Genomic DNA, 11,209 nt, shown 5'->3' with positions numbered 1-11,209 from the left:
TTTTGAAAAATCCCTCGGTAGGGTTGAACGAAACCGAAAGGGATATCATGGCAGCTCAGACCGCATCCTTGAAAGGCAAGGGGCTTCCCGAAGGCGGGAAAGCTCGGCGTGTCTATCTGCACTTGCATGAGGAAATCATGCGAGGCATCCACGCTCCGGGTGCGGTTCTACCGGGCGAACAAAAGCTTGCCGTGACATTGGACGTATCCCGTGTCACAGTACGTCGTGCGCTGGATGCCCTTGAGAGCGACGGCCTGATTGCGCGGCGCGCCGGGTCGGGCACCACAGTCTGCGCCCCCAAAGTACAGCCGGCTCTCGCCGCTGATTTCAACACCCTGATGCCGCAACTTGTCGAAATGGGTCAGAATACCACGGCCAGATTGCTGTCGTTCAGCTATGGGGTCGCGCCCGGCGGCGTGGCCACCGCGATGGGGCTGGATCCACAGGCCCGCGTCCAGGCTGCCGTGCGCTTGCGTTTGGTCGAAGGCGAACCGTTTTCGCACCTGACGACGTGGGTCCCCGAGAAAATAGCCGAGAATTATACCGAGGCAGAGCTTGCCACGACGCCTTTGTTCCGGTTGTTGGAACGGTCCGGGGTGAAAGTCGACGCGGCCCATCAGACAGTCGGCGCAACTCTGGCGTCGCCTGATGTGGCTGACGCCTTGGGGATCAGTATCGGCGCGCCTTTGTTGACATTGGATAGGGTCGTCAAGGACGAGGCCGGTCGCGGTGTGGAATACCTTTCAGCGCTTTATCGGCCCGACATGTTTCGCCTTGAAATGACGCTTAGCCGCGTTGGGGCGGGCGACGGGCGGCATTGGGAACCGGTGATAGAGCCTGCTCGGAGAGAGGCCGCCGAATGAACGGACCGCAGACCCTCTTTGCGAAACTGTGGGCGTCCCACGAGGTCATGCGCCGCGATGATGGAACTTCGTTGTTGTGGGTGGACCGGCATCTCGTGCATGAAGGGTCGCATCACGCCTTTGCCAAGTTGCAAAGTCGAGGCATGCCAGTGGCGGCGCCGGACCTGACATTTGGCGTTGTCGACCATTATGCGCCGACGCGAGGCGGCGAAATTGCCAGCGATATTCGGCGGATGATCGACACTCTCGGTCATAACGCCCGCGCCCACGGCATCCGCTTGTTCGATCTGCGCGACCCCGGGCAGGGTATTGTTCATGTAATCGGTCCGGAGCAAGGCCTGACCCTGCCGGGCCTGCTGATCAACTGCGGGGACAGCCACACATCGACACATGGGGCGTTCGGTGCTCTGGCTTTTGGCGTCGGGGCGACTGAAGTGGCGCACATACTTGCAACCCAGACTATTTGGCAACGTCGCCCCAGGACAATGCGCATGACGATCAACGGCGCGCTAGGACCGGCAGTAACCGCCAAGGATCTGGCGCTCCACTGGATTTCGACCTTGGGGGCTGACGGGGCGCGGGGCCATGCGATCGAATATGCGGGCACGGCGATCGGCGCGATGAGCATGGAAGCCAGGCTAACCCTGTGCAATCTGAGCATCGAGGGGGGCGCGCGGCTGGGACTGATTGCACCCGATCAACTGACCTTTGACTATATCAACGGGCGCACTTTCGCCCCTAATGGGGCCGATTGGGAACGTGCCCTGGATGATTGGTCTGTTCTTGTAACCGACGAAGGGGCTGCATTTGATCAAGAGGTCACGATTGACGCCAACGATGTGGCACCAACGGTGACATGGGGAACCTCGCCGGAGGATGCGCTGCCGATCACGGGACGGATCCCGGACCCTGCCGAAATGTCCGGGGCCAAAGCCGAACAGGCGCGTGCGTCGCTCGATTATATGGGGCTTGAACCGGGCATGGCGTTGGATGCGATCCCTATAGACCAGGTCTTCATCGGCTCTTGCACCAATGGCCGGATCGAAGATTTGCGAATGGCTGCCTCTGTTCTCAAGGGTCGCCGGGCCAAGGTGCCAGGGTTGGTTTCGCCCGGGTCTGCCGCTGTGAAAAAACAGGCCGAGGCGGAAGGGCTGGCACAGGTGTTCACACAGGCGGGTCTGGAGTGGGCGCAATCGGGCTGTTCAATGTGTGTCGGAATGAACGGCGACCGGGTCAAGCCCGGTGATCGCTGCGCTTCTTCCACCAATCGCAACTTCAAGGGGCGACAGGGGCGCGGAGCCCGCACCCATCTGATGAGCCCTGCAATGGTGGCTGCCGCCGCGGTGTCCGGGCATCTGGCCGACGTGCGCCCCTTGTTGGAGGGCCGGGCGTGAGCGGTTGGACCCAGATCAACGGACGGGCCGTGGCACTGCCCCAAGCCAATATTGACACCGATCAGTTGATACCGGCGCGGTTCATGTCCGCCCCTCGGGCGGATGGCTATGGCGGCTTTTTATTGCATGACATTCGCCAGGATGACGCAGACCATATCCTTAATCGTTATACAAACATTGATATCGTTGTTACGCGGCGCAACTTTGGCAGTGGTTCCAGCCGAGAGGCGGCGGTTTATGCGCTGGTAGACTTTGGCATCAAGGCTGTTTTCGCCCCGAGCTTTGGCGATATCTTTCGGAGCAATGCGGTGAATAACGGTCTGCTACCTGCGCAACTGCCCGAAGATGATATCGAGGCATTAATCGCGGTCATTGGTCGTGAAGATGCGGATGCAACTGTGGATTTGTCCGCCTCCACGGTTCAGATTGCAGGTCAGGAATTCTCATTCGAACTTGATCCCGTCTGGCGCAAAAAACTCGTTAACGGGTGGGACGATATAGATCTCACAACCCAGCACGACGACGAAATACAAGCTTTTCGCGCGGCCCGCTTTGCCGCGCACCCGTGGGCACTGCCTGCGTCTTAAGGTGCCTTTGCCCGGTTCAGGGCGGGGCGGAAACGAAACGGGAAGTCGCAAAGACACCCTTAACAACCGGGAGTAAGAAACATGAGACATACAATTATCGGTGGCATCCTGGCCACAACTGCTTTGACAAGCACTGCGTTCGCTCAGGATACGCTGACAGCAGTGCATGCGTTCCCAGAGTCGCTGGTTTATACCAAATCCTTTCTGGAATTTGTCGACAAGGTGAATGCCGCCGGCGAGGGCGTGGTTAAGATCGAAGTGCGCGGGGGGCCTGAGGCGATCGGCATGTTCCAGCAACCTGACGCTGTAAGGTCCGGTGTTGTGGATATGGTGTATACACCCGGGAGCTTTTACGCAGGTGCCCTACCGGAGAAGGATGCGCTGGTTACATCGAACGTTACCGCAGTCGAGGCACGCGCCAATGGCGGCATCGAACTGATTGATCAGATCCACCAAGAGAAGATGGGCGTAAAATACCTCGGGTGGTTCGATTCCGGTGTATGTTACAACCTGTGGACCCGAGACGAACCAAAACTTGATGCAGACGGCAACCTGGATGTTTCTGGCCTCAAGCTGCGCGGCAACGCGGTGTATAATGCGTTTTTCACTGAGTATCTCGGCGCACAGGTGATCGACCTGCCGACGACCGAAGTTTATTCCGCGCTGGAAAGAGGGGTCGTCGACGCGACAGGCTGGACGCAAATTGGCTTGATCGACCTGAAGTGGAATGAATTCCTGAACTATCGGATCGAGCCATGCTTTTTCTCTACCGATCTGGGTACCATCGTGAACCTCGAGAAATGGAATTCGCTATCCGATGAATCGCGCAAGATACTGCAGGACGTCGCTATCGAGCATGAAAAGTCGTCTGCCGCGAAACTGGGCAAGGTACGTGACGAAGACTTTGCCAAGCTCGAAGAGGCAGGCATGAAAGTTGTAACCCTGGAAGGCGATGCCGCGAAAAACTATTTGGCAGCGGCCACGCAAAAGACATGGGACCGCATGAAAGGCCTGATGGCTGAAAGCCCGCAAGGCGACGGCAACTATGACAAGCTGATCGAACTGTTCTACGACAAATCAAAAGTCGAATAAGAACTTTTTGGCGCGTCGGTATCAAGCGACGCGCCGATTTTTCAAACAAGGGGCAGGGTATGCAGCTCGTCGGTCGATTATATCGGGCGTTCTTATATGCGATGGCGGGAATCGCGGGGGTCATGCTGGTGTGGCTGATGATCTCAGTCATATTGTCTGTCGTGATGCGCAACGCGGGCTTGCAGCCCTTTGCTTGGCTTTTCACCTCGTCTGAATACGCGATCTTGTACATGACCATGTTGGGCGCACCGTGGCTGGTCCGGGAAAAAGGGCATGTTCACATCGAATTGGTTACATCGGCGTTGCCTCCCTCGATGCGGCGGCTTGTCAGCAGACTGGTCGCCGCGCTTTGCGTTTTGGTATCCGCGATCCTTGCCTACAAAGGAGCTGAGCTGTTCCTGGGAAACATCGCGCGGAATGACCTGGATGTCCGCGCCTATTACTTTCCCAAATGGATACTTACTCTCGCCTTTCCCGTCAGCTTTGGCCTGATGGCGATCGAATTCTCACGCTTCGTGTTCGGCGATGATCTCATGCACTCAGGCGAAGCAGGAATACACGAATAATGGAATGGTTTGAATCTCTGGCTGTGCTGCTGGGGTCGATATTGGTGCTCATGGCGCTTGGCATGCCTGTCGCGCTGGCTTTTCTGGCGGCCAACATCGTCGGGGCCTGGTTTTTCATGGGCGGCGCAAAAGGCGTAACCCTTCTGCTGAACAATGGTTTCGGCGGGCTTACCAACTATGCGCTGGTGCCTATCCCGTTGTTTCTTCTGATGGGTGAGATTTTCTTTTATACCGGACTGGGCAAGCGCATGTTCAACGCGATTGACCGTCTGCTGGGCAAGTTGCCCGGGCGACTTTCCTATGTGACGGTACTGGGCGGAACTGCATTTTCCACATTGTCTGGATCTTCGATGGGGTCGACGGCCTTGCTGGGCAGCCTGATGGTGCCGGAAATGACTGCGCGCGGGTACAAAAAGCATATGTCAATCGGTCCGATTCTGGGCACCGGCGGCTTGGCAATCATCATCCCGCCATCAGCTCTTGCGGTGTTGTTGGCGACACTTGCCCGTATCGATGTCGGGGCATTGCTGATCGCCGGGATAATTCCGGGCCTGATCCTGGCATGTTTTTATATCGCAACCATCTATATCCAGACGAAAATAGATCCGACCGCTGCGCCAGCTTACGAAGTTGAGACCCTCGGTTTTGGGGAAAAGGTGCGGTTACTGTTCGGGGACGTGGTGCCGATGCTATCGGTCATGGTGTTGATCGTGATCGGAATGGTAGCCGGATTGATTACCCCTTCCGAGGCGGCAGCTTTCGGCGCATTAGGGGTTATCATCTTGGCAATGCTTTTCAGATGTCTGACCTGGGAGGCGATGAAACGATCGGTAATCGGTGCCTTGCGTGTCACGCTGATGGCGTATCTCATTGTGTTCGGTTCATCGACATTCAGCCAGCTGCTTGCGTTCTCTGGTGCCTCCAGCGGGTTGATCCGTTGGGCTACTTCTTTTGACCTCGCACCGGTTGCCATGCTGTTGGTGATGTTCGGCGTCTTGCTGTTGCTGGGTATGTTCATGGAGCAGATATCCATGATGTTGCTTACCGTGCCGATCTTCTTCCCACTGGCTACGACGTTGGGGTTCGATCCGGTATGGTTCGGGCTGGTCATATTACTTGCGCTTGAAATCAGCTTTACCACGCCGCCGTTTGGATTGTTGCTGTTCGTGATGAAAGGGGTGGCCCCCAAGGATACCACCATGCGCGAGATATACCTATCTGCATTCCCCTATATGGGCTGCGCCATCCTTGTGGTGCTGTTGTTGATCCTATTCCCGCAATTGGCGCTTTGGCTTCCGTCTTTATAGGTCCAACCCATAGGTGCGATGTCCTGTCGCAGCGTGCGACGCGCTAAGTTTGGTGTCGCTCGCCGATCGCAGCGGTTTCTATGGCTTGACATTTTCATGGCGCACTTTGATTGAAGTGCTGAAGACAACAATCAGTATGGGAAAGGGAGCTGGGGTGCGTTTTCTTGCGGGAATTGCCAAACTGATTTGCGCTGTGAATCTCGTCATAGGCAAAACATTCGCCTGGCTGGCATTGGCTATCGTCATTATCTGCTTCACCGTGGTCGTACAGCGATATCTTTTCGCTACCAGCTATGTTTGGATGCAGGACCTTTATATCTGGTTGAACGGCGCGATGTTCACGGCGGTGGCCGGATTTGCGCTGCTGCGTGACGATCACGTGCGGGTCGACATCTTTTATCGACCGGCAAGCATGGCACGTCGGGCTCTGATTGATCTTATCGGCGTATTTCTGTTTCTGTTACCGTTTTGCTGGGTTGTCTATCAATACTCTATCCCTTTTGTGATCCGCGCCTGGAGCTATCACGAAGGGTCTGCAAATGTGGGCGGTATGCCCGGCTTGTACATTCTGAAAACCTTTATCATCGGGTTCGTCGCGCTGATTGCCCTGCAAGGGTTGGCAATGGCGATCCGGTCGGTGCTGGTGCTGAGTAACAACGCCCATCTCGTTCCACAATCCATTCAGTACAGCCCCGACCACAGTGCCGCCGATCACCCGCAGGGAGCCGCCTGATGGATCCGGTTATGATTGGCGAACTTCTTGCCGCATTGATGTTTTTCGGGGTAATCGGGTTCTTGCTGCTAGGCTTTCCGGTCGCCTTTACCCTTGCCGGCGTATCGCTGCTTTTTGGAAGCGTCGGCATGGCTTTTGGCGTATTTGATCCGTCCAATTTTGGCTCTTTGCCCAACCGTTATATCGGATTCATGACCAACGAAGTCCTGGTGGCGGTCCCCCTTTTCATATTCATGGGGGTTATGCTGGAGCGAAGCCAGATTGCGGAACAACTGTTGCTGACGATGAGCAAACTGTTCGGCAACATGCGCGGCGGGCTAGGTATTTCGGTGGTACTTGTCGGCGCGATGCTTGCTGCTTCCACCGGTGTAGTGGGCGCTACAGTCGTGACGATGGGGCTTATTTCCTTACCTGCAATGTTGCGGGCAGGGTATGATCCCAAACTGGCGACCGGAGTCATCTGTGCGAGTGGTACACTGGGTCAAATCATTCCACCGTCGACGGTCCTGATTTTCATGGGCGACATGCTGTCTGGTATCAACAGCCAGGTCCAGATGGCAAAAGGCAACTTTGCACCAACCCCCGTATCTGTGGGCGATCTGTTCGCCGGCGCGCTTTTTCCGGGTATACTGCTGGTCTCACTCTATCTCGGGTTCGTCCTGTTCAAGGCTGTATCCGACCCTGCATCCTGCCCCGCAACACCTGTACCCGCCGACGAAAAAGCTGACCTGTTGCGCGAAATCGCCATAGCGCTTATCCCGCCGTTGCTGCTGATCCTTGCAGTGCTTGGGTCGATCCTGGGTGGTATCGCTACCCCAACCGAAGCAGCCTCAGTCGGCGCTGTCGGCGCGATGGTGCTTGCGGCCCTGCGTTGGCGGCTATCTTTCAGCATCCTCAAGCAAACCATGATCGCCACCGCGACCATCACCAGTATGGTGTTTGTCATCCTCTTGGGCGCGTCGGTCTTTTCCATCGTGTTTCGGATGATGGGGGGTGACAACCTGGTACATGAGTTCCTGAGCAATCTACCCGGAGGCCCGATGGCCGCCGTGGCGGTGGTCATGGTTATCATGTTCTTTCTCGGGTTCATCCTGGATACATTCGAGATCATCTTTATCGTCATCCCCATCACCGCCCCTGTTTTATTGGCGCTGGACGTCGATCCAATTTGGCTTGGTGTGATGGTCGGGGTGAACCTTCAGACTTCGTTCTTGACGCCGCCCTTCGGGTTTGCGCTGTTTTACCTGCGGGGCGTCGCACCTGCGGATCTACCGACCAGCGCTATCTACAAAGGGATCTTGCCATTTGTGGTGTTGCAGATCATCGCAATCGCGATCCTGTTTGTTTTCCCGCAAATCGTCACATGGCTACCCCGATTGATTGCGGGCTAGGCCGGATAAATGGAAGGCCCGGTAAAGCATACCGGGCCTTCCACCATTACGTTACTGACAGGCTTAGTATTTCAGATACTTTTCGCGCGCCTGCACAAAGGGTGCATCAATCTGCTCGGTGCGGGTGCGCACCAGATTCAATGCCTCGACGAAACTGTTCGCCGTTTTCTTGACCAGCGGATCATCACTGTTGCGCAGTTCCTCAACCACTTCTACCGAAGCTTTCGCACCCGCTTCCATGATATCATCGGGGAACTTGCGTACGATGACGCCATGTTCTTCGACAAGCGTCTTGAGCGCGCGTGGATCGTTGGCAACGAAATCCGCGGCCACCTGATCATATTCCGCCTGAGATACGTCGCGGATAATCGCCTGAAGGTCTTCCGGTAGATCCTGATACTTTTTCTTGTCGACCACAAGTTCAGTGGCAAGCCCAGGCTCTACGAAAGACGGCATGTAATAGTTCTTGGCAACCTGATGGAAACCCAGAGCCAAGTCGTTATAGGGGCCGACGAACTCGGCTGCGTCCAACGTGCCTGATTGCAACGCCTGAAAGATTTCTCCGGCTGCCATGTTGGTGACTGTCGCGCCAAGCTTTTCCCAAACCCGTCCACCGAGCCCGGGCGTCCGGAATCTTACGCCCTTGATATCGTCAAGACTGGTCAGTTCATTCCGGAACCAGCCGCCGGCTTGAGTTCCGGTGTTGCCCGACAAGAAGCCCTGAACGCCGAACTGGTCATAGATCTCGTCCCAAATTTCCTGCCCGCCCAAGTAGCGAACCCAAGCTGTCAGCTCCGGAGTCGTCATGCCATAGGGTACGCCGGTAAAGAACGACAAAGCTGCCGACTTGTTCTGCCAGTAATAGGCGGCACCGTGGCTCATTTCGGCGGTCCCATCGATAACGGCATCCAGCGACTGCAGCGGAGGCACCATTTCACCTGCTGAATAGACCTGAACGGTTAGCCGCCCACCCGAAGCTGCCGTAATGCGGTCGGCCAACCGCTGCGCCCCGACACCCAGACCCGGGAAATTCTTGGGCCAGGTTGTGACCATGCGCCAAGTGATGTTGCCTTGGGCAACCGCTGGGGCAGCCAGGGTCGATGCCGCGGCACCCGCTCCCAATACACCAGCATTACGAATGAAAGAACGACGATCCATGATTTTCCTCCCGAGATCGCAATTATCGAGTAAGCGCCCTGATCGATACGGTCAGGGACAGCATGCCGCACAGATAATCCCCGTGTCTCGAAAATGTCCATGGGTTGCGAGCGTTATCAAGGTGCTCCCGGCTCAAGATTTTTTGACGCCTCGCACACGGCTTGGATGACGTGAACACGGCCCTGTACTTTGCGCTGCTATGCCGCTGCTGAAGCCGGATTCGACCCCGCACATTTTAACGATCGAAACGGTGAATAGGCCCGGGTGTCCGCTATGGGTGCCAATAAATTTTACCATAAAGTACAAAAAGGCCGGAACGCTGAACGTTCCGACCTTTCTTGCCCGCCAATAAAGCCGGGGACTGGTATACCTCAGCGTTCGGGCTGAATATACACTCGTTAAATCTTACATCGAGATAACAAAGACCCGTTCTGTACCGCGTGTACCGTTATCTACAGCGCTGGTATAGAATTCGTCAGCTGTCATATCCAAAACCAGCTTGCCGTCTTTTTCCACGATGCCTTCAGGTGACAAGGTGATTACAACGGTATCAGCTTCGATTTTGTCGTTGTCGCTTGTGTTGATGTGCAGCTCGCTTTCGCCGCTTTCATTAAACTTCACGCCGCTCACAACACCGATAACCTCGCCGTCGGTTGAACGGAACTCATGTCCAACTGCACTTGCAAGTGCATCGTGCTGTACGCGCGAGATTTTGGAGTGACCTTCTTCGTATGCGGGCATACCCTCAACGCGTGGCCCATAAGTGCTGGTTTCGGCGGTTGTTTCGGCATTTGTTTGCAGCGACGAGCTAGCTTGTGGCTCAGCTACACCCTGGCCTTCAGGCTTGCCTTCGGCATAAGCGACGGAGCCTGCAACCAAGGCTGTAATCATGGCGGTTGTTGTCAAAAAATTGCGTGTCATTTGTATTCCTCATTTTGTCAGTTTCATTACCGACACAACCTCTGAAGCGCCAAAATGGTTCCATCAAATTCGGACTGCCCCGAAAAGGAACTGGTTAAACGCATATCGTGACAACCACCTTCAGCAGGCAGGTCTCGACCCTCCCGATTAGATACTGTATCACGCAGATAGAACCTGTCGTTTCCCATGCAGGATAGGCACGCATTCTGTGATCTTTGAGGCGGAACCGATGATTCGGTTTAACCTGCGTTAAATCAAAATAGCCGAGGCTAGTGTTTGTTTGATCTACCGCGAACTTGATTGGGTACCTTATGTTGGGCGCAAGAGTTATTGCTGTGGCAAAGGATGGTGCCCATCGATTTTCCGAAAAATTGATGTCAGAAATTTGCATTGTTGAGGGTATGGGCGTCGCAGGCGACGCTCATTTGGGTGAAACCGTAAAGCATCGCTCACGCGTGGCATCTAACCCCAGTGCGCCCAACCTTCGCTAGGTTCACTTGATCCATTCGGAGCTATTCTCGGAGGTTCGTAAAAGGGGGTTTGTAGTCGGGGCCGCTGATTTGGGCGAGAACATCACGACGACGGGTGTTGATTTACTGGCGCTACCGCAAGGAACGATTTTAAAGATCGGCCAGACGGTTGAATTGGAGGTCACCGGACTTAGAAACCCATGCAAACAGATCAACGAATTTCAGGCTGGTTTACTTTCTGCTGTTTTGATGAAGGAGGCGAATGGGAACGTCATCCGCAAAACTGGGGTCATGGCAGTCGCCAAAGTGGGAGGAATTGTAAAGGCAAGCGACCCCATTCAGCTTTCCTATCCCATGAAACCATACTTTCCTCTGGAACGCGTTTGAAATCTGACGCCGTTCATATTTGGAATGCGAAGGATGGCCTCGTATGCGCAATCTGGCCAAATTGTCAAACGTCAGTTTTCGGGCCGGGTCAGTGCCGCCGGACTTGTGAGCAAGAGTTGGACCGCGAGACCTTTTACCACAGAGAGCAAGATCTGTTGCTATAAATTGCTCTCATACCAACCGCTCTTATTAGATAAACGTAACCACTCCGTTGGGACCACCTGCCTGATTTCCTGATGATTTGCTAAGAGACGGGCTTAACGACGTCGTTAGCGACGTGTCTTAGGTGGGGGTCGGCGATGCGGGGTGAGATACTGGGGTTTGAACGTCGTCGGCGCTG

11 protein-coding genes are annotated in these 11,209 nt (G+C 55.4%); 9 read left to right on the top strand and 2 right to left on the bottom strand.

Annotated elements, in window-relative coordinates:
• The first annotated feature begins 47 nt into the window (after positions 1–47).
• The 8 genes from AC13DE_RS11125 (at position 48) to AC13DE_RS11090 (ending at position 7,933) form a co-directional block, all read left to right on the top strand.
• Positions 48–863: a GntR family transcriptional regulator gene (locus tag AC13DE_RS11125; protein WP_446295050.1), complete on the top strand. Its 816-nt coding sequence runs from the start codon at positions 48–50 to the stop codon at positions 861–863.
• On the top strand, positions 860–2,257 hold the full coding sequence (gene leuC, locus AC13DE_RS11120; protein ID WP_483047860.1) for a 3-isopropylmalate dehydratase large subunit: 1,398 nt from the start codon (positions 860–862) through the stop codon (positions 2,255–2,257). Before AC13DE_RS11125 ends, leuC begins: the two co-directional genes overlap by 4 nt.
• Positions 2,254–2,844, top strand: a complete 591-nt coding sequence (gene leuD / locus AC13DE_RS11115; protein ID WP_446314104.1) for a 3-isopropylmalate dehydratase small subunit — start codon at positions 2,254–2,256, stop codon at positions 2,842–2,844. Before leuC ends, leuD begins: the two co-directional genes overlap by 4 nt.
• 81 nt (positions 2,845–2,925) lie before the next feature.
• Entirely contained in the window at positions 2,926–3,936 is a 1,011-nt protein-coding gene (gene dctP, locus AC13DE_RS11110) for a TRAP transporter substrate-binding protein DctP (RefSeq protein WP_446314103.1), read from the top strand.
• A gap of 59 nt (positions 3,937–3,995) precedes the next feature.
• Entirely contained in the window at positions 3,996–4,502 is a 507-nt protein-coding gene (locus tag AC13DE_RS11105; RefSeq protein WP_446295054.1) for a TRAP transporter small permease, read from the top strand.
• Complete coding sequence (locus tag AC13DE_RS11100) at positions 4,502–5,809, top strand: TRAP transporter large permease (protein ID WP_446295055.1); 1,308 nt, start codon at positions 4,502–4,504, stop codon at positions 5,807–5,809. The genes AC13DE_RS11105 and AC13DE_RS11100 overlap by 1 nt, the downstream gene beginning before the upstream one ends.
• A gap of 154 nt (positions 5,810–5,963) precedes the next feature.
• Positions 5,964–6,542: a TRAP transporter small permease subunit gene (locus tag AC13DE_RS11095; RefSeq protein WP_446312562.1), complete on the top strand. Its 579-nt coding sequence runs from the start codon at positions 5,964–5,966 to the stop codon at positions 6,540–6,542.
• Positions 6,542–7,933, top strand: a complete 1,392-nt coding sequence (locus tag AC13DE_RS11090; protein ID WP_483047859.1) for a TRAP transporter large permease — start codon at positions 6,542–6,544, stop codon at positions 7,931–7,933. The genes AC13DE_RS11095 and AC13DE_RS11090 overlap by 1 nt, the downstream gene beginning before the upstream one ends.
• 63 nt (positions 7,934–7,996) lie before the next feature.
• Here the strand turns inward: AC13DE_RS11090 and AC13DE_RS11085 are convergent, their stop codons facing one another.
• Both AC13DE_RS11085 and AC13DE_RS11080 read right to left on the bottom strand, forming a co-directional pair.
• On the bottom strand, positions 7,997–9,091 hold the full coding sequence (locus AC13DE_RS11085) for a TRAP transporter substrate-binding protein (RefSeq protein WP_446295058.1): 1,095 nt from the start codon (positions 9,089–9,091) through the stop codon (positions 7,997–7,999).
• A gap of 405 nt (positions 9,092–9,496) precedes the next feature.
• The gene (locus AC13DE_RS11080; RefSeq protein WP_483047858.1) at positions 9,497–10,012 is read right to left on the bottom strand and encodes a hypothetical protein; all 516 of its coding nucleotides are present in this window, start codon (positions 10,010–10,012) and stop codon (positions 9,497–9,499) included.
• A 497-nt stretch (positions 10,013–10,509) separates the two neighbouring features.
• On the opposite strand from AC13DE_RS11080, the gene AC13DE_RS11075 reads away from it, so the two are divergent.
• Positions 10,510–10,869 (top strand): MOSC domain-containing protein, encoded by a 360-nt coding sequence (locus tag AC13DE_RS11075; RefSeq protein ID WP_483047857.1) that lies wholly within the window; start codon positions 10,510–10,512, stop codon positions 10,867–10,869.
• Positions 10,870–11,209 lie beyond the last annotated feature (340 nt).

This window comes from Sulfitobacter sp. L-8 (genome assembly GCF_056859255.1).
Note: the sequence above shows the minus strand (reverse complement) of the source record. Positions and strands in the feature narration are given on the sequence as shown.

Excerpts from the sequence above, each read along its gene's own strand:
- AC13DE_RS11125 (WP_446295050.1), top strand. The coding sequence starts at position 48 with ATGGCAGCTCAGACCGCATCCTTGAAAGGCAAGGGGCTTCCCGAAGGC.
- leuC (WP_483047860.1), top strand. The coding sequence starts at position 860 with ATGAACGGACCGCAGACCCTCTTTGCGAAACTGTGGGCGTCCCACGAG.
- dctP (WP_446314103.1), top strand. The coding sequence starts at position 2,926 with ATGAGACATACAATTATCGGTGGCATCCTGGCCACAACTGCTTTGACA.
- AC13DE_RS11105 (WP_446295054.1), top strand. The coding sequence starts at position 3,996 with ATGCAGCTCGTCGGTCGATTATATCGGGCGTTCTTATATGCGATGGCG.
- AC13DE_RS11100 (WP_446295055.1), top strand. The coding sequence starts at position 4,502 with ATGGAATGGTTTGAATCTCTGGCTGTGCTGCTGGGGTCGATATTGGTG.
- AC13DE_RS11090 (WP_483047859.1), top strand. The coding sequence starts at position 6,542 with ATGGATCCGGTTATGATTGGCGAACTTCTTGCCGCATTGATGTTTTTC.
- AC13DE_RS11085 (WP_446295058.1), bottom strand. The coding sequence starts at position 9,091 with ATGGATCGTCGTTCTTTCATTCGTAATGCTGGTGTATTGGGAGCGGGT.
- AC13DE_RS11080 (WP_483047858.1), bottom strand. The coding sequence starts at position 10,012 with ATGACACGCAATTTTTTGACAACAACCGCCATGATTACAGCCTTGGTT.